22 protein-coding genes and 1 pseudogene are annotated in these 26,643 nt (G+C 63.5%); 15 read left to right on the top strand and 8 right to left on the bottom strand.

Features of this window, described 5'->3' with window-relative positions:
• Window positions 1-12: 12 nt before the first annotated feature.
• The 5 genes from AC4BCN_RS23755 to AC4BCN_RS23735 all read right to left on the bottom strand — a co-directional run bounded on the left by AC4BCN_RS23755 (window position 13) and on the right by AC4BCN_RS23735 (window position 8,824).
• Window positions 13-933 (bottom strand): MHFG family PEP-CTERM protein, encoded by a 921-nt coding sequence (locus tag AC4BCN_RS23755; RefSeq protein ID WP_490491897.1) that lies wholly within the window; start codon window positions 931-933, stop codon window positions 13-15.
• Window positions 934-1,193: 260 nt separating this feature from the next.
• Window positions 1,194-3,041 (bottom strand): molybdopterin molybdotransferase MoeA, encoded by a 1,848-nt coding sequence (gene moeA / locus AC4BCN_RS23750; RefSeq protein WP_490491896.1) that lies wholly within the window; start codon window positions 3,039-3,041, stop codon window positions 1,194-1,196.
• Between the two features lie 62 nt (window positions 3,042-3,103).
• The gene (gene moaA / locus AC4BCN_RS23745) at window positions 3,104-4,225 is read right to left on the bottom strand and encodes a GTP 3',8-cyclase MoaA (RefSeq protein WP_128142186.1); all 1,122 of its coding nucleotides are present in this window, start codon (window positions 4,223-4,225) and stop codon (window positions 3,104-3,106) included.
• A gap of 29 nt (window positions 4,226-4,254) precedes the next feature.
• On the bottom strand, window positions 4,255-5,592 hold the full coding sequence (chrA, locus tag AC4BCN_RS23740) for a chromate efflux transporter (RefSeq protein ID WP_490491895.1): 1,338 nt from the start codon (window positions 5,590-5,592) through the stop codon (window positions 4,255-4,257).
• Window positions 5,593-5,683: 91 nt separating this feature from the next.
• Entirely contained in the window at window positions 5,684-8,824 is a 3,141-nt protein-coding gene (locus AC4BCN_RS23735; protein ID WP_490491894.1) for an Rne/Rng family ribonuclease, read from the bottom strand.
• 696 nt (window positions 8,825-9,520) lie between these two features.
• On the opposite strand from AC4BCN_RS23735, the gene AC4BCN_RS23730 reads away from it, so the two are divergent.
• From AC4BCN_RS23730 to AC4BCN_RS23715, 4 genes are all read left to right on the top strand, one after another.
• Entirely contained in the window at window positions 9,521-10,516 is a 996-nt protein-coding gene (locus AC4BCN_RS23730; RefSeq protein ID WP_139092300.1) for an RluA family pseudouridine synthase, read from the top strand.
• A gap of 90 nt (window positions 10,517-10,606) precedes the next feature.
• Window positions 10,607-11,266 carry an HAD-IIIA family hydrolase gene (locus tag AC4BCN_RS23725; RefSeq protein ID WP_034754241.1) on the top strand — a complete coding sequence of 220 codons (660 nt, stop codon included), beginning with the start codon at window positions 10,607-10,609 and terminating at the stop codon, window positions 11,264-11,266.
• Window positions 11,263-11,640: a Rieske (2Fe-2S) protein gene (locus AC4BCN_RS23720; protein ID WP_189396687.1), complete on the top strand. Its 378-nt coding sequence runs from the start codon at window positions 11,263-11,265 to the stop codon at window positions 11,638-11,640. Before AC4BCN_RS23725 ends, AC4BCN_RS23720 begins: the two co-directional genes overlap by 4 nt.
• Before the next feature lie 40 nt (window positions 11,641-11,680).
• Window positions 11,681-12,682 (top strand): S49 family peptidase, encoded by a 1,002-nt coding sequence (locus AC4BCN_RS23715; protein WP_139092299.1) that lies wholly within the window; start codon window positions 11,681-11,683, stop codon window positions 12,680-12,682.
• 380 nt (window positions 12,683-13,062) lie between these two features.
• On the opposite strand, the gene AC4BCN_RS23710 is transcribed toward AC4BCN_RS23715, so the two are convergent.
• On the bottom strand, window positions 13,063-13,446 hold the full coding sequence (locus AC4BCN_RS23710; RefSeq protein WP_490491893.1) for a hypothetical protein: 384 nt from the start codon (window positions 13,444-13,446) through the stop codon (window positions 13,063-13,065).
• 256 nt (window positions 13,447-13,702) lie between these two features.
• On the opposite strand from AC4BCN_RS23710, the gene AC4BCN_RS23705 reads away from it, so the two are divergent.
• From AC4BCN_RS23705 to AC4BCN_RS23655, 11 genes and pseudogenes are all read left to right on the top strand, one after another.
• Window positions 13,703-14,413, top strand: a complete 711-nt coding sequence (locus tag AC4BCN_RS23705; protein ID WP_128142190.1) for a pseudouridine synthase — start codon at window positions 13,703-13,705, stop codon at window positions 14,411-14,413.
• Between the two features lie 88 nt (window positions 14,414-14,501).
• Window positions 14,502-15,500 (top strand): fumarylacetoacetate hydrolase family protein, encoded by a 999-nt coding sequence (locus AC4BCN_RS23700; protein WP_490491892.1) that lies wholly within the window; start codon window positions 14,502-14,504, stop codon window positions 15,498-15,500.
• Window positions 15,501-15,639: 139 nt separating this feature from the next.
• On the top strand, window positions 15,640-16,833 hold the full coding sequence (flhB, locus tag AC4BCN_RS23695; protein ID WP_490491891.1) for a flagellar biosynthesis protein FlhB: 1,194 nt from the start codon (window positions 15,640-15,642) through the stop codon (window positions 16,831-16,833).
• Window positions 16,830-18,926 (top strand): flagellar biosynthesis protein FlhA, encoded by a 2,097-nt coding sequence (flhA, locus tag AC4BCN_RS23690; protein ID WP_128142193.1) that lies wholly within the window; start codon window positions 16,830-16,832, stop codon window positions 18,924-18,926. Before flhB ends, flhA begins: the two co-directional genes overlap by 4 nt.
• A gap of 304 nt (window positions 18,927-19,230) precedes the next feature.
• Window positions 19,231-20,559: a flagellar biosynthesis GTPase FlhF gene (flhF, locus tag AC4BCN_RS23685; protein WP_034754102.1), complete on the top strand. Its 1,329-nt coding sequence runs from the start codon at window positions 19,231-19,233 to the stop codon at window positions 20,557-20,559.
• On the top strand, window positions 20,552-21,415 hold the full coding sequence (locus tag AC4BCN_RS23680; protein WP_128142195.1) for a MinD/ParA family ATP-binding protein: 864 nt from the start codon (window positions 20,552-20,554) through the stop codon (window positions 21,413-21,415). The genes flhF and AC4BCN_RS23680 overlap by 8 nt, the downstream gene beginning before the upstream one ends.
• Window positions 21,416-21,460: 45 nt before the next feature.
• Window positions 21,461-22,192: an RNA polymerase sigma factor FliA gene (locus AC4BCN_RS23675; protein WP_490491890.1), complete on the top strand. Its 732-nt coding sequence runs from the start codon at window positions 21,461-21,463 to the stop codon at window positions 22,190-22,192.
• Window positions 22,174-22,920, top strand: a complete 747-nt coding sequence (locus AC4BCN_RS23670; RefSeq protein WP_046685945.1) for a flagellar motor protein — start codon at window positions 22,174-22,176, stop codon at window positions 22,918-22,920. The genes AC4BCN_RS23675 and AC4BCN_RS23670 overlap by 19 nt, the downstream gene beginning before the upstream one ends.
• Window positions 22,921-22,925: 5 nt before the next feature.
• Window positions 22,926-23,696 (top strand): annotated as a pseudogene (gene motD / locus AC4BCN_RS23665) (flagellar motor protein MotD); the annotation flags it as partial.
• 88 nt (window positions 23,697-23,784) lie between these two features.
• A complete protein-coding gene (locus tag AC4BCN_RS23660) occupies window positions 23,785-24,147 on the top strand; it encodes a translation initiation factor Sui1 (protein ID WP_139092293.1) in 363 nt (120 codons plus the stop codon).
• Window positions 24,148-24,229: 82 nt separating this feature from the next.
• Window positions 24,230-25,087: a hypothetical protein gene (locus AC4BCN_RS23655; RefSeq protein WP_139092292.1), complete on the top strand. Its 858-nt coding sequence runs from the start codon at window positions 24,230-24,232 to the stop codon at window positions 25,085-25,087.
• Window positions 25,088-25,205: 118 nt separating this feature from the next.
• Here the strand turns inward: AC4BCN_RS23655 and AC4BCN_RS23650 are convergent, their stop codons facing one another.
• Both AC4BCN_RS23650 and AC4BCN_RS23645 read right to left on the bottom strand, forming a co-directional pair.
• Complete coding sequence (locus AC4BCN_RS23650) at window positions 25,206-25,769, bottom strand: FxDxF family PEP-CTERM protein (protein WP_139092291.1); 564 nt, start codon at window positions 25,767-25,769, stop codon at window positions 25,206-25,208.
• Window positions 25,770-26,169: 400 nt separating this feature from the next.
• The gene (locus AC4BCN_RS23645) at window positions 26,170-26,637 is read right to left on the bottom strand and encodes a flagella synthesis protein FlgN (protein WP_128142199.1); all 468 of its coding nucleotides are present in this window, start codon (window positions 26,635-26,637) and stop codon (window positions 26,170-26,172) included.
• Between the last annotated feature and the right edge of the window lie 6 nt (window positions 26,638-26,643).

Here is a 26,643-nt window from a genome sequence, read left to right as displayed (position 1 = left end):
GCTGGCTACGCCTCAAGCGGCATGCTTGCTGGCAAGGCGTTTTCTGGCGCCGAAGGCTGTCAGCGCCAGTCCCGCCAGCAGCATGCCCCAGGTTTGCGGTTCCGGCACGGCCGGCAAGACGGTCGGCACGGTCGGTGGCAAGCTAGGGATGATCACGGTGGGCGGCACGATGATGCTGCTGCCCCGGTCCGGCGGCAGGCCGCTGCCGCCTCCACCGCCGCCACCGCCGCCGCCCATGCCTGCAGGCGGCGTGATGCCGCCGGCGGTACGTACATAATCGAAGGGCAGGAAAGGAATGCTGGCCACCTCGGGCGGCATGGCGCCGCCCGTGAAGGAACCGCCGCGCAAGGCGTCGGGATTGTCGATCAGGGGCACGCCTGCTGCTTCCGGGGCAGTGGGCGCGGCGGCAACGGGTGCTGCACCGCCGGGAGCGGCACCGGCCGCTGGCGGCGCCGATGCGGGCGCCTGCGTGATACGGCTGACGTTGCGGCAAATCGTCGGCACCAGGATGCACTGGCCTTGCACGCAATACACGAGTCCCCGTTCCTGCATCTGCTCGTTCCAGCCCGCACGCGTGACGTTGCGACAGACGCGGCCAGGGCCGAAATGCATGTCGCTGATGCGCGCGTTGTAATTGCCCTTGCCGCGGATGGCGTCGCGGCTGATCACCACGATCTCATCGTACTGGCGCGCACGCATGCGCTCCTTCAATTGTTCGCGCACGGGCGGCGCGATATCCGTATAGCGGTCCACGGCCGCCACCACGTCACCCATGAACGGGTCGACTCCGGGACGATTCCAGTTGCAGTTATCGAGCACATCGGCGCGCGCGATGCCTTTCGCGCTGGCGGGCAAGGGCGCCAGGGATAAGGTGGCAAGCAGGCATGCCGCACCCAGCAAGCTGGCTCCCGCAATCCATGAGCTGTGTCTCATTGTTGTTCCTCGTGAAAACAATATCAAAATTGAACTTTTTTGTATGAGTTCGAATGTTATCACCGAAGAAACTTCAATATCAACTAATAAATAAAATTATTACAATTAGTGTTGTGTTTATTGATTTATTTTAATGAGAAATAATTGATATTTTTATCTCGATAGGAAAGCGTCTGCCGCGCAGGGGAATTGWTTGCAWTGGGGGACTTCGCACTGCATATGCCGTGCATGCCCTGCAGCAGAGGCCAACCAGTATCAGCTTATATCAGCCCATGGAACAGCACAATATCGACGAGGTCGCCGGCCGCCACGTGGCCTTGCGCCTCATGCAGCACGATCATGCAATTGGCTTGCGTCATCGAACGCAGGATGCCCGATCCTTGCGCACCCGTCACGCGCACGTGCTGGCGCCCGTCGGCGCCCCGCTCGACGATGCCGCGCTGGTATTCCGTGCGGCCCCGTTTCTTGCGGATGGGCGCTTGCGCCGCCACCTGCAGCAGCGGCAGGGTGGATGTGTCCGCATCGGCGCCCATCAGGCGCAGCAGGGTGGGGCGGGCGAGGAAATAAAACGCCGCCATCACGGCCACGGGGTTGCCTGGCAGACCCAGCAGCAAGGCCGTGTCGCCCTCGCTGGCAATCCGGCCAAAGGCCATGGGGCGGCCCGGGCGCATGTTGATTTGCCAGAAGGCCACGTCACCGAGGCGGGCGAGGATCTCGCGCGTAAAATCGGCCGCGCCGCTGGACACGCCGCCCGAGGTGATGATGACGTCGGCCTTGGCGCAGGCGCCGCGCAGGGCCGCTTCCAGCACTTGCGGATTGTCCTTGACGATGCCCATGTCGAGCACCTCGCAGCCCAAACGGGTCAGCATGCCCAGCAGGGTGTAGCGGTTGCTGTCGTAGATGCAGCCCGCGTCGAGCAGCTCGCCGATCGAGCGCAATTCGTCGCCCGTGGAAAAGAAGGCCACGCGCAGGCGCCGGCGCACGGGCACCGTGGCGATGCCCAGCGAGGCCAGCAGCCCCAGTTCGGCCGGTCCGAGTCGTTTGCCTTGCAGCAGCGCAGGCTGGCCCTGCATCAAGTCTTCGCCCTTGAAACGGCGGTTGTCGCCGGGGCGGATGCAGTCGGGCGCCACGGTGATGTGGTGCTCGCTGGCGTGCCGCACCAGTTCCTGCGGCACGACGCTGTCGCAGCCGTCCGGCATGACGGCGCCCGTCATGATGCGCGCGCATTGCCCGCGCCCGACGTTGACCGTGCCGGGACGTCCGGCCAGGATGGTGTCGACCACGGCCAGGGTCACGGGTGCGTCGCCACCGAGGTCGGCCCCATGCAGCGCATAGCCATCCATGGCGGAATTGTCGTGCGCGGGCACGCTGATGGGCGAGATGATGTCGGCCGCCAGGATGCGCTCGAACGCTTGCGGCAGCGCCAGTTCCTCGATCTCGGCGACGGGCGCGACGGTGTCGGCCAGGATGGCTTGCGCCATCGGCACGGACAAGCCCTGCGCCTGCAGGGCAGTCAGCTCATCTGGCGTATTGATGTTGCCGAACGCACCATGGTTCTCGAAGAGCACCTCAGCCAGTTTCAAGGGGCCATGCCAGGTACGCATGCGGCGCTCGCCGCCGCGCAGATACGAGTCTAACTGGGGCAGGGCCGAGGTTTTCACCAGGCAAAAGACGGGGTGCGGGCGGCGCACGGCCGATCCCGTCGCCGGATCGATTTCTTCGGTGACGGCGATGGCCAGGTCGGCATCGCTGTCGATCAAACCGGCCGCCAGGCGCGCTGCCAGGTCGGGCGGCAGCATGGGCGAATCGCACGGCACCGTCAGCAGGTAGGGCGTGCCGGCGTGCCGCATGCCGCTATGCAAACCGGCCAGGGGGCCCAGCTGGCCTGGCAGTGCGTCGGGCCACACGGGCAGGCTGAAGCTTGCGTAATCGCCGGCATCCGCGTGGACACTGATGGCCAGCTGGCCCACTTGCGGCGCCAGGCGCTGCAGCACGTGGCGGGCCAGGGGCTGGCCATGCAGGGGCAGCATGCCCTTGTCGCGCTGGCCCATGCGCGTGCCGAGGCCGCCGGCCAGGATCAGGCCGGTAATGTCGTGTTTGTTGATCATGTCAGGTAGGGAAATTGGTGCATGCGCCATGGTAGCAGCGCGGCGCGTGCACCGCCCCAGATTCAGCCGCCGATGTACGACATTTCCACTTTCTTTTTACCGTGCTCAAGTGCGCCGTCCGTCAAATCCGTCTGGCTGGTGCGCAATTGCGAATAGCGGTCGCCGCGACCGCGCCACAGCTGTGCCACGGCCGAGGATATTTCCGCGTCGCTATGGCCGCCGCGCAGCAGGCTGCGCAGGTCGTGGCCGCTGCTGGCGAACAGGCAGGTGTACAGCTTGCCCTCGGTCGAGAGGCGGGCGCGGCTGCAGTCGGCGCAGAACGCTTGCGTGACGCTGGAAATGAGGCCGATTTCGCCGCTGCCATCCGCATAGCGCCAGCGCGCCGCCGTCTCGCCCGTGTAGTTCGGGTTGATGGGCAGCAAGGGCATGTGTGAGGCGATCCGGCGCACGACTTCGGCGGACGGGATGACTTCCTGCAAGTTCCAGCCATTCGACGCGCCCACGTCCATGTATTCGATGAAGCGCAGGATGTACGGCGTGCCCTTGAAGTGGCGCGCCATGGGCACGATTTCCTGCTCGTTCATGCCGGCCTTGACGACCATGTTGATCTTGATGGGGCCCAGGCCCGCGGCGTGCGCCGCATCGATGCCGTGCAGCACGTCGGCGACGGCGAAATCGACGTCGTTCATGCGCTTGAAGGTGGCGTCGTCGAGCGAGTCGAGCGACACGGTGACCCGGTTCAGGCCCGCATCCTTGAGCGCCTGCGCTTTTCTGGCCAGCAAGGAGCCGTTGGTTGTCAGGGTCAGGTCCAGCGGCTGGCCCGATGGCGTGCGCAGCGCTGCCAGCATGGCGATGAGCTTTTCGATATTCTTGCGCAGCAGGGGTTCGCCGCCCGTCAGGCGGATCTTTTCCACGCCGTGCGCGACGAACAGGCGCGCGATGCGCGTGATTTCCTCGAACGACAGCAAATCCGTGTGCGGCAGATACACGTGGTTCTTGTCGAACACGTCCTTCGGCATGCAATACACACAACGGAAATTGCAGCGGTCGGTAATCGAGATGCGCAAGTCGTGCAGGGGCCGGCCCAGGCTGTCGGCCACGTTGCCGCTGGGACTTTCCAGCCGTGCGGGGATCGCCGGTGCCCCATTGCGGGCTTCGGCGAGGTAGATAATCTTGTCAGCCATGAAAGGTCATGCCACTTACGTAAAATCGGTCAAGGCAGATACGATAGCACGAGGCCGAAGATGGCACAGGCGAGCAGCAATTTGATGGTGCCCATTTGGTATTTGATCAGCGCCACGCCGGCCGCCAGCGCAATGGCAATCGCTACCCAGTCCCAGTGCGGCAGCGGGTTTGTTTGCCAGAAGACGTGGCGGCCAAAGAACAGGGCCAGGCTGGCGATGACGCCCACCACGGCTGCCGAGATGGCCGTCAGGGGCGCGCTCAGGCGCAAATTGCCGCGCGACGCTTCCACGAGGGGGGCGCCGGCCAGGATGAAGATGAACGAGGGCAGGAAAGTAAACCAGCTGGCAACGAGCGCGCCGGACACGCCCGCCAGCCACAGCTGCTCACCCGTCACGGCATGGCTCCAGCCGCCGACAAAACCGATGAAGGCGACGATCATGATCAGCGGGCCGGGCGTCGTTTCGCCCAGCGCCAGGCCATCCATCATTTGCGCGCTCGTGATCCAGTGGTAGTGGTCGGCGGCGCCCTGCACCAGGTAGGGCAGCACGGCATACGCGCCGCCGAACGTGAGCAGGGCTGCCTTGCTGAAAAACACGCCCATCTGCGCCAGCGGCTGGTCCGCGCCGCCCGCCAGCGCCAGGCCCAGCCAGACGAAGAAGGCCAGCGCCAGGCCCACGGCGGCCGTGCCAAGCAGGCGCGGCCAGCGGAAGCGCGCGTGGTCCGGTGTCGGCGTGTCGTCATCGATCAGGGCGGCGCCGTAGCGGGCCGCGCCGCCGTGCGATGCGCCGTTGGCATGGAAGTGACCCGGCAACCAGCGCCCGCCCGCCATGCCCAGCAGGGCGGCGCTGAGCACGATCAGCGGAAATGGCAGCTGTAGCACGGCGATGGCGACAAATGCGGCCGCCGCGATGGCGATCAGGCCGGGGCTGCGCAAGGTGCGCCGGCCCAGGCGCCAGGCGGCCGCCAGCACGATGGCGACAACGGCCGGCTTGATGCCGTACAGGACGCCGGCGATGGCGCCAACGTGGCCATACGCCATGTACAGCCAGGACAGGGCGATCAGCACCAGCAGCGAGGGCAGCAAAAACAGCAGGCCCGCCACGAGGGCGCCGCGCGTGCGATGCATCAGCCAGCCGATGTAGATGGCCAGCTGGGTCGCTTCCGGCCCCGGCAGCAGCATGCAGTAATTGAGCGCGTGCAGGAAACGCTGCTCGGAAATCCAGCGCCGCTTTTCCACCAGTTCCGCATGCATCATGGCGATTTGCCCGGCGGGGCCGCCAAAGCTGACGCAGCCCAGCTTGAGCCAGTACCAGAAGGCGCTGCGCAGGCTGACGGGGGCGGGAGGCAGATTGGCGTTCTCGTGCATGGCGGGTGGAGGGCAGCAAAAAAGTGGACATAAAAAAGGGGAAGCCTGAGCTCCCCCTTTCATCATTGGCGGCTGGGCGAACCCGGCACGCTTATGGACGTTGCGTGTTGACCTGGATCAACGGCTCATCCGATTGCGGCGGCAATGGCTTGCGTTCGCGTGGCTTGCGGACCGGAGCGACTGCCTTCGCGGCCGCTTCCTGCGCCAGGCGCAGTTTTTCCGGATCGGTGGCAGCCAGGGTCAGGCCGGCCGAACCGAGCACCGCGCTCAAGTCCAGCGGCGCGGCAGGAGCAGGAGCAGGAGCAACGACAGGCGCTGGCGCTGGTGCCGGAGCAGGGACGGGAGCCGCTTCGGCTACCACCGGGGCCGCTTCCACCACGGCTGGTGCCGCTTCGACAACTGGCGCTGCTGCTGGAACTTCTTCAGCCACAGGGACGGTTTCCACGGCAGCTGCCGTTTCCACGACTGGCGCCGCTTCGACGATGACTTCCGCTGGAGCAGGCGCTGGCGCCGGTGCAGCTTCCGCTTTCTCGGCAAAGCTGTACTCGGCAGCTGGTGCTGGTTCGGCAGCGGCTGGTTCAGCTTGCGCTGCAGCAACGACGGCTTCCACAGGGGCTGGCGGCACGATCACTTCAGCCGCTGGTGCGGCTTCTTCAACCTTGACCACTTCCACCACTTCGACCACTTCCACGACTTCAGCCACGACGGCAGGAGCGGCATCCAATGCAGCTTCCACTGGTACGGCAACGGCGACGACAGCGGCGGCGGCCACGACGGCGACTGGAGCGGCATCAGCGGCAGCTTCCGGTGCCGGAGCGACCGTAAAGCTGATCACTGGTGCGTCCTGGCCTTCGTTGTCACCGTTTGCCGATTCGATCAGCTCGCCCGTTTCGCGGTCGCGGCGGTTGCGGTTGCGGCCACCACGACGACGGCGGCGGCGCGGTTCTTCGCCTTCCACGTCGCTTTCCGTCTCTTCGCCTTCAGGGCCGGCATTTGCCGGCGCTTTCAGCAGGTTCGCCGGTGCGGCGTCGGATTCAGGACCGTTTGACGCCACGACCACGTTGACTGCGCTGGCGGTGGCGCCAACCAGTGCCAGCTCTTCAGCTTTCACTTCAGCAACAACAGCCTTGTCGGCGCGTGGTTCGCGCGCTTCGCGTGGCTGGCGTGGCGGACGCTCGGCGCGCTCTGGACGCTCCGCGCGTTCCGGACGCTCGGCGCGTTCAGGGCGTTCGCCGCGTTCGCGCGGTGCTGCCGCCGTATCGCCGTTCTCGCGCGCTTCACGCGGTTCGCGTGGCGGACGCGGTGGACGTGGCGGACGGGCCGCTTTTTCCAGTGCTTCCGCTTCTTTCGCTGCATCGTCCTGGGCTGGACGGCCCTGGCCTGGTTCGCGTTCTTCGCGGCCAGGCTTGCCGTTGCGGCCACGGCCACGCGGGCCACGGCTGTTGCGGTCGCCACGGTCGGCGCCGGCCGGCTTGGCTGGTGCGACAGGAGCAGGTGCTGGCGCCACCGGTGCCGGAGCGCCGGTGAAGAAGCTGATGATCTTGGCGATCAGGCCCTGTGGTGCGGCAGGCGCAGGCCACTGGGCCGGTTTCGCTTCGACGGGCTTGCGCTCGACCAGCGGTGCCGGCTGGTCAGGCGTGATCGTCTTGACGACGGCTTCCTGGCGCGGCTTGGCTTCTTCCTTCTGGCGCTTGCTGTACGCCATGTCGGTTTCAGCGCTTTCCGCCAGGTTGTAGCTGGCCTGGCTGTCTTCCAGACGCGGGTCGTCGTGCTTGATGCGTTCCAGCTTGTAGTGCGGCGTTTCCAGATGCTTGTTCGGGATCAGGATCACGGCGATGCGGTGGCGGTTTTCGATTTTCAGTACTTCGCCGCGCTTTTCGTTGAGCAGGAAGGCGCCCACGTCCACGGGCACTTGCACGTGGATGGTGGCCGAGTTTTCCTTCATCGCCTCTTCCTGGATGATGCGCAGCACCTGCAGGGCGGACGATTCCGTGTCGCGGATGTGGCCGGTGCCGGAGCAGCGCGGGCACGTCACGTGCGAACCTTCGGACAGCGAAGGACGCAGGCGCTGGCGCGACAGTTCCATCAGGCCGAAGCGCGAGATCTTGCCCATTTGTACACGGGCACGGTCATGGTGCAGCGCATCTTTCAGGCGCTGTTCCACTTCGCGCTGGTTTTTCGCCACTTCCATGTCGATGAAGTCGATGACGATCAAGCCGCCCAAGTCGCGCAGACGCAGCTGGCGGGCCACTTCTTCGGCCGCTTCGCAGTTGGTGTTGAAGGCGGTCGTCTCGATGTCCGAGCCGCGCGTGGCGCGGGCCGAGTTGACGTCGACGGAAACGAGCGCTTCGGTATGGTCGATGACGATGGCGCCGCCCGATGGCAGCGGCACGGTGCGGCTGTACGCCGTTTCGATCTGGTGTTCGATCTGGAAGCGCGAGAACAGCGGCACGTCGTCGCTGTAGCGTTTTACGCGGTGCACCATGTCGGGCATCACGTGGCTCATGAACTGGTGCGCCTGGTCGTAGATCTCGTCGGTGTCGATCAGGATCTCGCCGATGTCGGGCTGGAAATAGTCGCGGATGGCGCGGATGACGAGCGACGATTCCTGGTAGATCAGGAAAGCGCCGTTGGCCGACTTGCCGGCGCCTTCGATGGCGCGCCACAGTTGCATCAGGTAATTCAAGTCCCACTGCAGTTCATCGACGTTGCGGCCGATGCCTGCCGTGCGGGCAATCACGGACATGCCAGCTGGCAAGTCCAGTTTATCCATGGTTTCGCGCAATTCCTGGCGCTCTTCACCTTCCACGCGGCGCGATACGCCACCGCCACGCGGGTTGTTCGGCATCAGGACCAGGTAACGGCCGGCCAGCGAGACGAACGAGGTCAGGGCGGCGCCCTTGTTGCCGCGCTCTTCCTTCTCCACTTGGACCATGATTTCCTGGCCTTCGCGCAGCGCTTCCTTGACGGAAGCGTTACGCACGTCGACGCCTTCGCGGAAATACGTGCGGGCAACTTCCTTGAAAGGCAGGAAGCCGTGGCGGTCTTCGCCATAGCTGACGAAGCACGCTTCGAGCGATGGCTCGATGCGCGTGATCACGCCCTTGTAGATGTTGGATTTGCGCTGTTCGCGCCCGGCTGTCTCGATATCGATGTCGATCAGTTTTTGTCCGTCGACAATCGCTACGCGCAGTTCTTCTTGCTGCGTGGCATTAAACAACATGCGTTTCATTTTTATAACTCCGCGACCCGTAGGCCATCTCAAAGCCGCTTCCGGGGAAGCGGCGAAGTACAGGGATATATGCGAGAACGGGAGTGCTGGCGGGGGAAATGCCCAGGCGTGCGGAGCAACAACGCGTACGAGGTATACGTTACGGCCGCAACAGGCGCGGTGAGGTCGATCGTCATGCCGAGTGCACAGGACACTTGCAACTCATCTGAAACAGCCCGGATGAGAATGAACTGCATCGGGGGCAGAGAATGCAAGTGGTCAGCAAATTCAGAGCCAAAATCGTTAGCCGGCTCATTACAGGGATCGCGATGGCGAGGCTTGGCCTCAGCCTATCATCGACAACCCTCAGTATTTGGCCACATACGGGGTTTGGCGAAAACGGCAAGCGTTATCAACTTCATCAACCCGCGAGCCCGACTCGATAAGTCGCGCTAACGGGTACTTATCCTTATAATCCCACACTCACTTCAGCATCTCCACGCGTTATCCGATTACAACTACGGTGCAACCTTGATTCGCGCAGGGATGGTGCATATACATTTTTTTCCACCGAATTTGCAATTTGGCGAGGCCGGTGGAGACGCCCCTGTGTAAAATGTGCTTTTATTCTTACACTCGCAGCAGCCAGGGCCGCAGCAAAAACAATTATATATTCAAAATGAAGGACTTAGAGAGATTTCTGGGAAGACATAGTAAATGAAGAGTCAAAATGATGTTGTTCCCCCTTCAACACCCCCGGTTCAGCCGCAAGCCCAATTCGTAACGATCGCCGAGGAAGAAGCAGGCCAGCGCATCGACAACTACTTATTAAGAGTGTGCAAGGGAGTGCCTAAAAGCCACATCTACCGGATCTTGCGATCGGGAGAAGTGCGGGTCAATAAAGGCCGTATCGATCAGCTGTACCGTCTCGCCGCCGGTGACGTGGTGCGCATTCCACCCGTGCGCGTGGCCGAAAAGGCCCCTACGGGCGCGCCGGCCGCCGAATTCAAGATCATTTTCGAAGATGCGCAGCTGCTCGTCATCGACAAGCCGGCCGGCGTGGCCGTGCATGGCGGCTCGGGCGTGTCGTTCGGCGTGATCGAGCAATTGCGCGCTTCGCGCCCCGACGCCAAGTTTTTGGAACTGGTACACCGCCTGGACCGCGACACGTCGGGCTTGCTGTTGCTGGCAAAGAAACGCACGGCGCTGACCAATCTGCACGAGCAGATGCGCGACGGCGTCACCGACAAGCGCTACCTGGTGCTGGTGGCCGGCGACTGGAAGAATGCACGCCAGCATATCAAGTTGCCGCTGCATAAATATACGACGGCCGAAGGCGAGCGCCGGGTGGCCGTGCAGGCCGATGGCCTGGCGTCGCACACGGTGTTTTCACTGTTGCATAAATATCACAACTTCGCCTTGCTGGAGGCGGAATTGAAGACGGGACGCACGCACCAGATCCGCGTGCACCTGTCCTCGTCCGGTTTCCCCATCGCCGGCGACGATAAATATGGCGACTTCGCCCTCAACCGTGCCCTGTTGAAGGCCGACAGCACGCGCGGCGCCCTGAAACGCATGTTCCTGCATGCGCACCAGATCACGTTTACGCATCCGGAAACGGGCAAGACGATGACTTTGAACGCGCCGCTGGCTGTCGAATGCGAGCGTTTCTTGGTAAGCTTGGGCAAACCATTGGCCGTTGCCGCACGATAAGTAACCAGCGCGTGCACGTGACACTACTCATAAGGTAGTCAGTCGCCATCATTCATTCTCAAGGAGCCGGCGGCTATGCTGTCGGGAAACATGGCAAGAAAGCAATTTGATCTGATCGTCTTCGATTGGGACGGTACCCTGATAGACAGTACCTCGACCATCGTCAAGTGCATCCAGGCATCGGCCAAAGACCTTGGCTTGCCCATTCCCACCGAGTTGCTCGCTTCGCACGTGATCGGCCTTGGCTTGCAGGAAGCCATGCAGTTGGTGATGCCGGACGTGGAGCCGAAATACCATGCGCGCATGGCCGAGCGCTACCGCTATCACTATCTGTCGCGCGACCATGAGCTGACCCTGTTTCCCGGCGTACACGAGATGCTGCAGGAACTGTCGCAGCAGGCGTACTTTCTGGCGGTGGCCACGGGCAAGAGCCGTGTCGGCCTGAACCGCTCCTTGAATGCCGTCAAGCTGCTGTCCCTGTTCGATGCGACGCGCTGCGCCGATGAAACGTTTTCCAAGCCCCATCCGGCCATGCTGCAGGAACTGACGCGCGAATTGGGGCAGGATATGCGCCGTACCGTGATGATTGGCGACACCAGCCATGATTTATTGATGGCAAGCAATGCAGGCGCGGCGGGTATTGCCGTAGAGTATGGGGCGCATCCGGTGGCGCAGTTGCAAGCTTGCAATCCCCTGTATTCGGCCGCCACGGTGGCCGACCTGCATCAATGGCTGAGCGAGCACGCATGATGACTGATGTTGCGGAAGTGTTGATTTGTCCGGCCGACGCCGTGGCCGATGGCGGCAAGGGAGTGCGCTTTCCCGTTTCGGCCGGTGGCGAAGCGACCACGGGCTTTGTCGTGCGCCATGGCGGCAAGGCGTATGGCTACCTGAACCGCTGTGCCCACGTGCCGATCGAACTGGACTGGGCGGAAGGCGAGTTTTTCGAGTCCAGCGGCTTGTACCTGATGTGTTCGACGCATGGCGCCATCTATGTGCCGGAAAGCGGCTTGTGCGCGGGCGGTCCCTGCAAGGGGGGGCGCTTGCGTTCGATCGCCGTGGCCGAACGCGATGGCCAGCTGTACTGGCAGCCCGACGAGTATGTCCAGCCGCTGCCGGCCTGAGGCCGGGGCAGGCCTTATTGTAATTTAAACAAAGTGAATCATGAGCGATAACACGAATGACAAGCTGGACAGCAGCGCGCCAGCCGCCGGCCACGGCGTCCCTGCGGGGAACTGGGAGCGCGACGTGCTGGAAAAGCTGGTATTTGCCACTTTGCAAGAGCAACGCGCGCACCGCCGCTGGAGCATCTTTTTCAAGATCTTCGGCCTGCTGATCGTGCTGTTCGCCCTGTGGGTGTTTTATGACTACAACACGGCCGACGACAGCGAAACCCTGGGCCGCCACACGGCCCTGATCGACATCAATGGCGCCATCGAGTCCGAAGGCAGCGGCTCGGCCGCCGTCGTCATCCCCGCGCTGGACAAGGCGTTTTCCGACGCCGGCTCCGTGGCCGTGGTGCTGCATATTAATAGTCCGGGCGGCAGCCCTGTGCAGGCCGGCATGATCGTCGACGAGATGCAGCGCCTGCGCAAGGGTTATCCGGACAAGCCTTTATATGTGGTGGTCGATGAAATGTGCGCCTCGGGCGGCTATTACATCGCGGCTGCCGCCGACCGCATCTACGTCAACAAGGCCAGCGTGGTCGGCTCCATCGGCGTGCTGATGGATGGCTTCGGCTTTACGGGCGTGATGGAAAAGGTCGGCGTCGAGCGCCGTTTGCTGACGGCGGGCGAGAACAAGGGCTTCATGGACCCGTTCAGCCCCCTGACGGAAAAGCACAAGGCGTATGCGCAAGGCATGCTCAATGAAATCCACCAGCAATTCATCGAGGTGGTGCGGACGGGACGGGGCAAGCGCCTGAAGGAAACGGCCGATACCTTCTCCGGCTTGTACTGGACGGGCGCGAAAGCCGTGGAAATGGGCCTGGCCGACGATTTCGGCACGGTCGACAGCGTGGCGCGCGACGTCGTCAAGGCGGAAGACATCGTCGACTATACGCAGCATGAAGGCTTGCCGGAACGGGTGCTCAAAAAGTTTGGCGCCGCCATGGGCGCGGGCGCCATGAAGGCGGCCGTACAGCAGTCACAACCGGCGTTGCGCTGAGGACATCACTCTTGGCTGGCAAGCAAGCCAATCGAGAATGATTTTCAATAAGGTGGTAAATTGGCTTGAAAATGGGGCTGCTTGGGCTATAGTGAAACCGTAGTTCTTTTCAAGGAGGGGCGATATATCAACTATGTTGTCAGTACTAACTTGATTGGCAGGTCCTGGAACTACTCGCCGCATCGCAGATGTGGTTTTGAGTGAATTTACATTCCTCACTAAAGTCCCGATGGGGCTTGGGAACGGCGGCGCAATGCCGCCGTTTCCTTTTGTGCGTCGTTCGTGCCGAATGGGCAAGTGTTGCTCGATGTTGGAGTGGGGCGTGCTGGCAAGGCAGGCATGCGAGGGCAGGGCATGGCTGGTAGGCGGACCGGGTGCGCTCAGACGGCGCAGCCGTTGCAGTGTGCGGGCAGGGTGGCTGCCTGCCGGGCTGGCGCTGCGCCGGCACTGGCGCCGGAACTGATCTCGGGCGCTGTGTCCACCATGACGGGCGCCGTCACGTTGTCGGTTTCCGCGACCGCATCCGCATCCGCGTGGGCAAAACCGCCGAGTTCCAGCCAGCACATGAAATGGCATTGCGCCTCGGCATGCCAATGCGTCTGGCTCGCTGGCGATGGCGTTGCGTCCTCATCCTGCGGCGCCGGGGCGCTGCTCCAGCGCGCCACGCCGAGTCTGACCTTGTGCATGGCCGCCTGTTCCGTAGCGATGCGCTGGCGCATGTCGGCGATGCTGCCTTGTAAGGCGATGGTATCGGTATGCTTCATACAATGTCCTTGTGAATCGTTGCTTGGTTATTATTCCTAAAGCTCGTTAGGCGGATTCCTAACGAAGTTTCAGTCTATCAATGCGATATTCCGAGCGCTTGATATTGCTCAAAGGAATTAGCCATTTATATCGAAATCTCACCTTGTACTTCAGCTCATCTGTGCATGCGCAAGGCTGGTGCGCCCTCGGCGGCCTTGCGCAGGCCGCGCGCGCGGCCGCTTCACGCTGCCAGCCGCTTCTGGTAAAGTCACGCCCATGAGTAAATTATCCCTAGACCGCATCCTGCAATCGCAGGGTTTTGGCACCCGTAAATATTGCCGTTCCCTCATCGAAGATGGCGATGTCGTCATCGATGGCGTCACCCAGACCAATTACCGCACCACCGTCGAGACCGAAGGCCTGGTGCTGCACGTGTTTGAAGAAGAGTGGGTCTACCGCGCGCACCTGTACCTGGCGCTGAACAAGCCCGCCAACTTCGAATGCTCGCGCAAGCCCAGCCATCACCCTGGCGTGCTGACCTTGCTGCCGGAACAGTTCACCTGGCGCGAAGTTCAGCCCGTCGGCCGGCTCGACCACGATACGACCGGCATGCTGCTGATGTCCGACGATGGCCCATTTATCCATGCACAATCGTCGCCGAAGCGCCACGTCCCCAAGATTTACCAGGCCACCACGCAAGAGCCCGTGACGGATGAACTGGTGGCCCTGTTATTGGCCGGCGTGCAATTGCACGATGAGCCGGCCCCACTGGCAGCCCTCGTTTGCGTCAAGCGCGGAGAGCACCAGCTGGAAATCGTGCTCGAGCAAGGCAAATACCACCAGGTCAAGCGCATGCTGGCTGCCGCCGGCAACCATTGCAGCGCGCTGCACCGTTCCGCCATCGGCAGCCTGACCCTGGAATCGCTGGGCATCGCCGAAGGAGAGTGGTGCTATCTCACTCCAGAGCAACTGGCGCTGCTGGCGTAAATCCCTCTAGATCGTCAAAGCCGGGGATGTCCCGGCTTTTTGGCGTCTTTAGCCTCCTATTGCCTGCTTTTGACGAAGTTTCCCGCACATGAAATTAGCTACCCTGAACGATGGCACGCGCGATGGCCAGCTGGCTGTCGTCTCGCGCGACCTGAAAACGGCCCACCTGGCCGATGGCATCGCCTCGACCCTGCAAAAGGCGCTCGACGACTGGAGCTTCATCGCGCCCCAGCTGGACTTGCTGTACCAGACCATCAATAGCGGCCGCGGCCATCGCGCCTTCGAGTTCGACCCGGCCAACTGCATGGCGCCCTTGCCGCGCAGCAGCCTGCGCGTGGCCGGTGCATCCTATCTGCAGCAGATCGAGCGCGCCTGCAAGGCGGCGGGACTTGATGCGCCCGCCAATCTGCGCGATGCTCCAAGGATGTACCAGGGCGCCAGCGACGATTTCCTCGGTCCCCACGATGACATCACCCTGGCGCACGAGCAGTGGGGCATCGATTACGAGGCAGGCATCGCCGCCATCACGGACGACGTGGCCATGGGCTCGACGCCGGACCAGGCGCACCTGAACATCAAGCTGTTGATGCTGGTCAACGACATCACGCTGCGCAACCTGGCGCCCGACGAGCAAGCCGGCGGCTACGGCTTCCTGCAGGCGAAACCGGCCATGGCTTGCTCGCCTGTCGCCATCACGCCCGACGAACTGGGCGACGCCTGGCGCGGCGGCAAGGTGCATTACGCCTTGCGCTGCAGCCTGAACGGCAAGTTGACGGGCCAGCCCCATGCGGGCGCCGACATGGCGTTCAATTACCCGCAATTGCTCGCGCATCTGTGCCAGACGCGCAACGCGCGCGCCGGCAGCGTGGTCAGCGCGGGCGGCGTCGCCAACAAGGAAGTCAAGAAGGGGTTTTCCAGCATCGTTGAGCGACGTAACCAGGAGATGATCGCCGATGGCGTCGCCAGTACGCCGTATCTGCTGTTCGGCGATGTTGTTCGACTGGAAATGCTGGGCGACGACGGTAAATCCTTGTTTGGCGCGATCGAGCAGACGGTGAAGCAGGCGGAAGCCAGGAAGTCCCGCTAAGGTTTCTGAGGAGCAAAGGAAATGCAGGGGATTTGTCCCCCTGTTCCGCCGATGGCAACAAGGCACTTGACTCGATAATGCTCCATGCCCAGTCCGTATTGCGCCTAGCCAGGCTGCAGGACTTCACCGGAGTTGATTGATGTCGGAAGACAGCGACGCAGAAAAGACCGAAGCCGCGTCACCGAAGCGCCTCGAGCAGGCGCGTGAGGAAGGCGACGTTCCGCGATCGCGTGAAGTGGCCACGTTTACGGTGTTGATGGCGTCCGGCTGCTGCCTGTGGTTTGCCGGCGACGCCATCGTGCGGCGGCTGACGGCCGTCATGGTTTCCGGGCTGACCCTGGACCGGGAGCAGATACTCAATCCCGACGCGATGATGTTGCGCATCGGCTACGACGTGGGCTCGGTCTTGCTGACCTGCCTGCCGTACGCCGCGGCCATCATGCTCGTCGCCCTGGCTTCGCCCGTGCTGGTGGGCGGCTGGCTGTTCAGCTCCAAGGCGTTTACCCCCAATTTTGGCAAGCTCAACCCGATTCGCGGCCTGGGCAATATGTTTTCGAAGAATGCGCTGGTGGAGTTGCTCAAGGCCATCGCCAAGACCCTCGTCGTCGGCGTCGTCGCCTGGATGGTGATGCAGCATCAAAAGGACGCCGTGCTGGGCCTGTCGGTGGAATCCTTGCGCGCCGGTTCGGCCCATCTGATCAGCTTGCTGATCACGGCCTTTTTGCTGATCGTGGGCGCGCTGGGCCTGATCGCCGCCATCGACGGTCCGTACCAGATGTGGCACTACGCCAACAAGATGAAAATGTCCTTGCAAGAAGTCAAGCAGGAAGCGAAAGAGTCGGACGGCAATCCGCAGATCAAGGCAAAGATACGCCAGATGCAGCATGAAATGTCGCGCCGCCGCATGATGGCCGACGTGCCGACGGCCGACGTGGTGGTAACCAATCCGACCCACTACGCGGTGGCGCTGAAGTATGGCGAGAATTCGCGCGGCGCACCACAGGTGGTGGCCAAGGGCATCGATGAGGTGGCGGCGAAGATCCGCGAACTGGCCGGCGAACACAAGGTCGCCATCCTGGAAGCGCCGGCCCTGGCGCGCGCGCTGTACAAGCATACGGACATCGGCGACGAGATTCCCGAGGCGCTGTATGGCGCCGTGGCCGAAGTGCTGGCCTACGTGTTCCAGCTGCGCAGCTACGGCAAGGGCCACGGCGAGCGCCCCGACAAGCCGAAAAAACTCGACGTGCCACCCGAGCTCGACCCGCTCGACCCCGCGTCGCAGAACAAACCCGCGGCAGACGCGGCAGACAAGAATAAAGGAAGCACACCATGAACGGCCTGACCATGCCAGCCTGGCTCAGCGGATTGAAAGGCAACGCCAGCAAGGGCATCGCCGCGCCGATCATCATCATCATGCTGCTGGCGATGATGGTGCTGCCGCTGCCCGCCTTCATCCTCGACATCTTCTTCAGCTTCAATATCGCGCTGTCCATCATCGTGCTGCTGACGGCGCTGTACACGGTCAAGCCGCTCGACTTCATGGCGTTCCCGACCATCCTGCTCGTATCGACCATGCTGCGCCTGTCGCTGAACGTGGCGTCCACGCGCGTGGTGCTGACGGAAGGCCATACGGGCGCCGACGCGGCCGGTAAAGTGATTGAAGCGTTCGGCCACTTCCTGATCGGCGGCAACTACACGGTCGGTATCGTGGTCTTCATTATTTTGACCATCATCAACTTTACCGTCGTGACCAAGGGTGCGGGCCGTATCGCCGAGGTGGGCGCCCGCTTCGCGCTGGATGCCATGCCCGGTAAACAGATGGCCATCGATGCCGACCTGAACGCCGGCCTGATCGGCGAAGACGAAGCGCGCCGCCGCCGCACGGAAGTGGCGCAGGAAGCGGAATTCTATGGCGCCATGGACGGTGCCAGCAAATACGTGCGCGGCGACGCCATCGCCGGCATCTTGGTGACCGTCATCAATATCGTCGGCGGCTTGCTGGTAGGCTTGCTGCAGCACGACATGGGTTTTGCCGACGCGCTCAAGAACTACACCTTGCTGGCCATCGGTGATGGCCTGGTGGCGCAGATTCCTTCGCTGATCATTTCCACGGCGGCCGGTATCGTCGTCTCGCGCGTGGCCAGCGAACAGGACATCGGTACCCAGCTGGTGGGCCAGCTGTTTGCGAAACCGCAAGTGCTGTATATTACCGCCGGCATCATCGGCGGCATGGGCCTGATCCCCGGCATGCCGAACATGGTTTTCCTCCTGCTGGCTGCGCTGCTGGCCGGGTCCGCCTATTTGATCAGCAAGAAGCGCACGCAGGAAAAAGAAGCGGCCGAGAAGCCAGCCGAAGCGCCGCAGGCGACCGTGGCGCCCGAGCAGGAAGAAGCCAGCTGGCAAGACATCATGCCCGTCGATACCCTGGGCCTGGAAGTCGGCTACCGCCTTATTCCCCTGGTCGACAAGACGCAGGGCGGCGAGTTGCTCAAGCGTATCAAGGGCATCCGCAAGAAGTTCGCCCAGGAAGTGGGCTTCCTGGCGCCGCCCGTGCATATCCGCGACAATCTGGAATTGAAGCCGTCCGCCTACCGCATCACCTTGAAGGGTGTGGAAGTGGGCGTGGGCGAAGCGTTCAACGGCCAGTTCCTGGCCATCAATCCCGGCATGGCCAGCGGCACCTTGCCGGGCCTGGCCACGAGCGACCCCGCGTTTGGCTTGCCCGCCACGTGGATCGACGCCAGCTTGCGCGACCAGGCGCAATCGATGGGCTACACGGTCGTCGATGCGGGCACCGTGGTGGCCACGCACCTGAATCACCTGATCACCTCGCATGCGTCGGAGCTGCTGGGCCGCGCGGAAGTGCAGTCGCTGCTCGACCACCTGGGCAAGGATGCGCCGCGCTTGGTGGAAGACCTGGTGCCGAAGATGCTGTCGCTGTCGGCTCTGCAAAAAGTGTTGCAGAACCTGCTGGCCGAGGGCGTGCACATCCGCGACATGCGCACCATCATCGAAACCCTGGCCGAGTACACGGTCAGCACGCAAGACCCGAACGAGCTGACGGCGCTGGTGCGCGTGTCCCTGGGCCGCGCCATCGTGCAGCAACTGTTCCCCGGTGCGGCCGAGCTGTCCGTGATGACGCTCGACAGCCGCCTGGAGCGCCTGCTGATGCAAGCGATGGGCAATGGCGGTGACGGCGCCGGCATCGAGCCGGGCCTGGCCGACACCATCGCCCACCAGGCGGGCCTGGCTGCCCAGCAGCAGGAAGCGCTGGGCCTGACGCCGGTGCTGCTGGTGCCGGCGCCGCTGCGCGCCCTGCTGTCGCGCTTCCTGCGCCGCGCCTTGCCGCAACTCAAAGTGCTGTCGCATGCGGAAGTGCCGGAAACCAAGACGATCCGCGTCACGGCGCTGGTGGGCGCGCAGTAGTTATCTTCATTAGCATCGGGGTCAGACCCCCGCCAGCGTTAGCGCTGAGCTTTGCGTTAGCGTCAGTGGGGGTCTGACCCCAGCCCTTGCTTTTGGTCAAAAAAACATCAATTTCCTCCCGGCAAACTGAATAACGGGTACTTTCCCGTCCTGTTCCTTCGATCGTTTCCTGCAAGCATCGCTAATAATGGAAACTGTCCGAGTGATCTGTGTCCATGTGGAAGACAGCACTCAAGCAACAGGAGTCGATGATGGTCACACAGTTCAGCCAATATTGCGCCACCCCCGCCTTGGGAGGCCGGTCATGAATGTGAAGAAATTTACGGGCGCCTCGTCGCGCGATGCGCTGCGCAAGGTGCGCGAAGCGCTGGGCCCCGATGCCGTGATCCTGTCGAACCGCCAGGCCGATGGCGTGGTGGAAATCCTCGCGCTGGCCAATGACGATGCCGCTTCGCTCGCTTCGCCGCCGGCCGCGTCCGAAATGGCCCAGCCCCGTCCCCAGTTGCAGACCCAGTTCGCCACGCCGCAGCGTCCGGCCGCCCCGGCCCAGCGCCCGGCTGCGCCACGTCCTGCCGCGCCGCGCCAGGCTGCTTCCGAGCCAGTGGACATGGCCCGCATGCAGCAGATGATGGCCAGCGCGCTGGCGCACGTCAAAGAAAATGCCGCCGCCGAGATGAGCGGCATGATGAATGAAATCCGCGCCATGCGCGGCATGATGGAAACCCAGCTGGCGGAAATTTCTTGGGGGTCGACGCAGCAGCGCGAGCCGCAAAAAGCCGTCGTGCTGCGCGAAATGCTGGCCGCCGGCTTTTCCGCCAGCCTGGCGCGCTACCTGATCGACAAGCTGCCCGCCGGCCTCGACGGTGCGCAAAGCATGCGCTGGATCAAGACCGTCCTCAGCCGTAACCTGAACACGGTGGCCAATGAAGACGCCATGCTCGAGCAGGGCGGCGTGTTCGCCCTGGTGGGCCCGACCGGTGTCGGCAAGACCACCAGCACGGCCAAGCTGGCGGCCCGCTGCGTGATGCGCCACGGCCCGGAAAAGCTGGCCCTGATCACCACGGACGCCTACCGTATCGGCGCGCATGAGCAGCTGCGCATCTACGGCAAGATCCTCGGCGTGATGGTGCATTCCGTGAAAGATGAAGCGGATTTGCGCATCGCCCTGAAAGAATTGAAGAACAAGCACACGGTGCTGATCGATACGGTGGGCGTGAGCCAGCGCGACCAGATGGTGACGGAGCAGGTGGCCATGCTGTCGGGTGCCGGCGCCGACGTGAAACGCCTGCTGTGCCTGAATTCCACGGCAACCCAGGAAACCCTCAACGAAGTGGTGCGCGCGTATCAAGGCAGCGGCCTGGCCGGCTGCATCATGACCAAGCTCGATGAAGCGGCGTCGATCGGCAACGTGCTTGACGTGGTGATCCGCCAGAAGCTGAACCTGTTCTATGTGTCGAACGGCCAGCGCGTGCCGGAAGACCTGTACCTGGCCGACCGCGGCTACCTGATCGACCGCGCCTTCAAGCTCAAGCGCGACTCGGCGGCCACGCAGTTTTCCGATGCCGAACTGCCTCTCCTGATGGCGCAGGCAGCCGCCCGCAACAATGAAGCGCGCGGGGTGCATCTTGGCTAATTTTGACTTCGACCAGGCCGAAGGCTTGCGTCGCATGCTGGCCGGCCCGCAGCCGCGCGTCATGACGTTCCTGTCGGCCACGCCGCAGGACGACAAGGGCGCCATGCTGGTCAATCTGGGTGCTTCGCTCGTCTACGGCGGCAATGACGTGCTGCTGCTCGACGCCAGCGGCGGCAGCGATGGCGTGGCCGCGCGCCTGGGACTGGCGCACGGCGCCAGCCTGCGCGACGTGGCGCGCCAGCAGTGCGGCTTGAACCAGGTCATCCACCAGGTGCCGCAAGGCTTTGGCGTGGCCAGCCTGGGCGCGCGCAACCACCTGATGGACAGCATGGACTATGCGGGCGAGGACGAACTGCGCCGCCTGGGCAAGACGTTCGAAGTACTCGCGCGCCAGAGCGGCATCGTGCTGGTCGACGGCGTCGTGGCAGAAGAGGGCGCCTGCTTCCCCGTGCCCTTGATGGCGTCGTCCGATATCGTCGTGCAAGTGTCGACCAGCGCCACCTCGATCAAGGCGGCGTACTGCCTGATCAAGCGCCTGAGCCAGGAACTGGGACGCCGTCCGTTCGGCATTCTCGTCACCGGCGCTTCCGAATCCGAAGCAAAAGTGGTATACGATAATATGGCACAGGCGGCGAGCCGTTACCTGGCCGTGAAGCTGACGTCGATGGGCTCGGTGCCTGCCGATGAGTATCTGCACCGCGCGGCGCGCCTGGGCCGCAGCGTGGTCGATGCGTTTCCGCTGGCCGGCGCCTCGGTGGCGTTTCGCGGACTGGCCGAGCGGCTGGCCCGTTCGGCGGCACCGGTGCTCGGCGGCACCTTGTACCAGACGGGGAGCCCGCACCAGTTCAGCGCCTGAAGCCAACCGTAGCACCAGATAAGATGAGAAAACAATAAGCAGCCTATGTACACGGTCAAAGGGAAATCGAACAAGGACTATTTGCTGACGGAGCACATTCCGCTGGTAAAGCGTCTGGCGCACCATATGAAGGCGAAATTGCCGCCTTCGGTCGAGGTCGATGACCTGATCCAGGCCGGCATGATCGGCCTGCTCGATGCCATCAGCCGCTATGAAGAAACGCATGGCGCGCAGTTCGAGACGTATGCCGTGCTGCGCATCCGCGGCGCCATGCTCGACGAATTGCGCACCAGCGACTGGCTGCCGCGCAGCATGCGCCAGAACATGCGCAAGATCGAAGAGGCGATGAGCACCTTGCAGCAGCGTCTCGGCCATCCGCCGACGGAGTCGGAAGTGGCGAAACTGCTCAAGATGTCGCTGGTCGACTACCAGGAAATGCTGGGCGACGGCGGCGGCCACCAGCTCGTGTACTACGAAGACTTTCATGACCCGGACGGCAATGACAGCTTCCTCGACCGCCATTGCGTGGACGAGGACAGCGACCCCTTGCGTTCCCTGCTCGATACCGATTTCCGGCAATCCGTGATCGATGCCATCGACGCGCTGCCACCACGCGAGAAAATACTCATGGGCCTGTATTACGAAGAAGAGCTGAACCTGAAGGAGATCGGCGCGGTGATGGGCGTATCCGAATCGCGCGTCTCGCAGCTGCATACCCAGGCCGTCGCGCGCCTGCGCGCAACCTTGAGGGAGCAGGCGTGGACTGGTCCAGCGTAATCGGGCTGGCGCTGGCGCTGGCGGGCCTCTTGGTCGGCCAGGCACTGGAAGGCGGCAAGATGGCCTCCCTGCTGCAGCCGGCCGCCTTTGCCATCGTCATCATCGGCACTTTCGGCGCCGTGCTGCTGCAAACGCGGCTGCGCACTTTCGTGCGCGGTCTGGAAATGCTGCGCTGGGTCTTCCTGCCGCCAGCCGACACGCGCGCCGCGCTGGCGCGCGACATCGGGCAGTGGAGCTTGACGGCGCGCCGCGACGGCCCGCTGGCGCTCGAGCGCCTGATGGAAAACACGGCCGACCGCTTCAATGCCAAGGGCTTGCGGATGATCGTCGACGGCATCGCACCGGACAAGCTGCGCCAGCTGCTCGACGTGGAAATCTCGGCCTACGAAATGGCCGAACGCCAGGCCGTCAAGGTGTGGGAATCGGCGGCCGGCTATTCGCCCACCATCGGGATTCTGGGCGCCGTGCTGGGCCTGATCCACGTGATGGAAAACCTCACCGACCCAAGTAAATTAGGCAGCGGCATCGCCGTGGCGTTTGTCTCCACCATCTACGGCGTGGGCCTGGCCAACCTGCTGTTCCTGCCGGTGGCGAATAAACTCAAGGCCATCGTCTCGCGCCGCGTGCTGCAGTACGAAATCACGGCCGCCGTGCTGTACGACATCGCCACGGGCGACCACACGCGCATCATCGAAGAGCGCGTGTCCAGCCTGCTGCACGAGCACTGACCATGATGCGGCGCGCGCGCAGGAAGTATGACGAGGAACCGGACAACCAGGACCGCTGGCTGATCTCGTACGCCGACTTCATCACCCTGCTGTTCGCCTTCTTTGTCGTGATGTACGCCATTTCGCAAGTCAACGAAGGCAAGTACCGCGTCTTCCAGAACGCCATCGGCCAGGCCTTCAGCCTGGAAAAGGGCGCGCCGCCCATCATCATGGAAGCGCCGCAAGCGATCCCGCTGCCGAACCCCGCCCTGAAACGCCGCACGGAAGCCATCCGCCGCGAGCGCGAACACATGACCCGCCTGGCGCAGGACTTGACGTCGACCCTGGCGCCCCTGGTCAAGGAAGGCAAGGTGCGGGTCACGCAGACGAGCCGCGGCGTGAGCGTGGAAATCAATGCCAGCGTGCTGTTCGACCCGGGCGCGGCGCGCCTGACGGTGGAGTCGGACCAGGCCCTGCGCGCCGTCGCCGTGCTGCTCAAGGACGATACGCACGACGTGCAGGTGGAAGGACATACGGACGTGCAGCCGATCAGCAATTCGACCTTTGCCTCGAACTGGGAATTGTCGGCCGCGCGCGCCAGCGCCGTGGTGCGCCTGTTCATCGCCAGCGGCGTCAAGGCGTCGCGCCTGACGGCCGTCGGCCACGCCGACAACATCCCCGTGGCGCCCAACGAAACGGCGGAAGGGCGCGCGCGCAACCGCCGGGTCGCCGTGACGATCCTCTCGGGCATCCCGGAAACGGTGACGGAAGTGCCGACAGCGCGCGTGGCGCCGGCAACGGCAGTTGCGCCGGCCGATTCCCGCTTGTCCACTGCATGCCGCCGCTTGGTACAATCGCGGCCTTCTTTCTTTTTATTTCTCCATCATGAAAAGCAGCTCCCAGGGCGGTCTCGTCTATTCCACCGAAACGGGCCGCATGTGTCCCGCCTGCCGCCAGCCGCTGGCGCAATGCGCGTGCAAGGCGCAAGCGAAGGCGGCGCCCGCTGGCGATGGCGTGGTGCGCGTGTCGCGCCAGACCAAGGGCCGCGGCGGCAAGAGCGTTACCGTGGTCAAGGGCTTGCCGCTGGACGCCATCGCGCTGGCCCTGCTGGGCAAGCAGCTGCGCACGCAATGCGGTTCGGGCGGCACGGTCAAGGATGGCGTGATCGAAGTGCAGGGCGACCATGTCGACACCATCGTTGCCGCGCTGACCAAGCTGGGCCACCAGCCGAAAAAGGCCGGCGGCTAGCCGGGGCGCGTGCGTCCGGTGGTGTGCGGCCCGCTGCCGCGCGCCTGTGGTAACGTGCATTTCCTTTTATGCGCCACCTCATATGAATAACAAACTGACCGGTATCGCCATCGCCGCTGCCATCGCGGCAGTGCTGGCGGTCGTGTACTGGCCCGCGCCCGATGGCGGCGCACCGGACACTGCCGCCACTGCCGCCGCCAGCGCGCCGCCAGGGCGCAGCCTGGCATCGTATTTGAATATCGATGCCACCCCGGCCGCCGATGCCGCGCCCGTTGTCGTGTCCCTGGCGCAGCGGCTCGAACACCTGAGCGCCAGCGGCAAGCCGGAAGACGCGTATGCAGCCTATAACCTGATTGACGACTGCATCGTCTTCCAGCGCGAAAGCCGCTTGCCGGGCATGGAATTCGAGCTGGGGCGCGAGATGACGGCGGAAGAAAGAGCAGCCCAGCAGCAGTTGTGCGCGGGCATGACGCAGCGCCAGCGCGAGGATCGCCTCGGCTACCTGGCCACTGCCGCGCAAGGCGGCGTGCCGGGCGCGGCCACCCTGTTCCTGTCGGAAGGCCCGTTCGGCGACCGCAGCGCGCTGCGCAACCGTCCCGACGATCCGCTGGTGCAGGCCTGGAAGCGGCAAGCGATCGCCCAATTGACGGCACAGGCGGACGCGGCGGAACTGACCAGCGTGTCGACCCTGATGATGGCCTACCTGCGCGATGGCGACGTGGTGCAGAAAGACGCGCCGCAAGCGTATGGCTACCTGCTGGCCCTGCGCATGGTCTACGACGACATCCTCACGCCAGGCACGACGAATCCGTACCAGGATGAATACTGGCACTGGCTGCAAAACGAGTTGACGCCGGAGCAGCAAGCGGCCGCCAGCGTCAGGGCGCAAGCCATCGTGGCGAAATACCGCCAGCATACGGGCCGGCCCGCGCACGGTTGAGTGCGTAGGCCAGCCCCTGCATGGGCTGGCTCGTGCATAAGCCAGTCCGCACATGGAACCACCGCGCCGGCCCCGTGTCTGCCAGCGACGGCAGTGCTTGCAGGCGCCCCGATGTCGGTCAGGCAGCCGTTTTGCGGCGCCGTATGCTATACCCGATCAGGCCCAGTCCCGCCAGCAGCATGCCATAGGTTTCCGGTTCCGGCACGGCCGTGGTGATGGAAATGTCCAGCACGGAATCACGCACGCCGATGCCGCTTGCCACCAGGGTGTAGGTGCCTGGTCCCAGCAGGCCGTCGAAAGTCGAATGGGCAAACGAACCCAGCACGCCGGTGAAGGTATCCGATTGCACCAGGTTATTGCTGGAGTCGAACAAGTCAATGTTGACGCCAGTCAGGCGGGGACCGAAATCGTTGGCGCCGGTGACCAGCCAAGCCGCGTTGCCCGTGAACGACTGCACGCCGGCGCCGACCGTAAACGTGGTCGTTTGCAGCAGCGAGCCGTGCTCCGTCGTGAAGGTGTCGACGAACAAGGTGTCTTGCGCCAGCAGCGGCGTGGCCACCACGGCGGTCGATACGAGGTGGTTGTAGAACACGGATTGCGTTTCGGCCTGCGCGACCGGCGCCAGCAGGGTGCAGCCGAGCAGCAGCGCCGCGCCAGCCTTGCTTACTGAGAGAGAGTTCATATCATGCTCCTATGTACTTGCGATTGAGGTGGTGTGCGTCATGGCGCAGCGCAAAAGCGCAGGCTGGGGCGTGAAATGGATCAGCTATGCCTGCGGGAACGATGTTCGTGTCGGCGAGGAAAGTCCCACCTGGAGATGTACGGCGTACGCCAGGGATTAGCATATAGTCATCACCTGTCTCAAGTTTGAGCATGCTCAAACGTGCGGCGTCAAAAAGGGCTTGTGTTGTTTCTGCGTGCGGTGTTGTGGAGGGAATGCGGACGCGCTGGCACCGCCGCAGTTTCCCTGGAGGGGGCGACACGGCGATGATGTTCTCGATGGCAGTCGTATGGCTGCCGCTGCTTGAGACGGCGTCAGGCGTGCAGCAATGGCTTATTGCTGGGGTAAAACGGGAAGACGCTTAGCCGATTACGACGCGCCGGCTGGCCGGGTTCGTCATCGGTTGGCCGCTGGGGCCGTAGAAATTGCCGCTTTGGGCCGTGGGGCGCATGGCGTTCAGGGCGCCTTGCGTGTGCAGCATGTGCTTGTTGACCAGCAGGCTGTTCAGCCGGTTCTGTTCCTTCGCTTCGCGCGTCGTCTCGAGCAGGGCTTTCCACAGGGGCGCTGCCTCGGCTTCGCTGGCGCCGACCAGCCAGTCTTCCATGCCCGCTTCGGCGGCGGTAAAACCTGCTGCCGCCAGCGCCTGGTGGCGTTGCGCCGCCAATTGGCTCAATTGTCCTACGAGTGCCGTCTTGCGCACCGTGAGCTCCGTGATTGCATCGATGTCAGCCGCAACCAGATGCCGCTGTTCTTCTTTCATCAATGCCAGCAATGTGGTCATGAGCTGTTGCTCGTCGCGCAGGCTGGAAAACGGAGTCACTGATTGCATGAGGGA

The sequence above is a fragment of the Janthinobacterium sp. Bl 1 genome, assembly GCF_058215535.1.
Note: the sequence above shows the minus strand (reverse complement) of the source record. Positions and strands in the feature narration are given on the sequence as shown.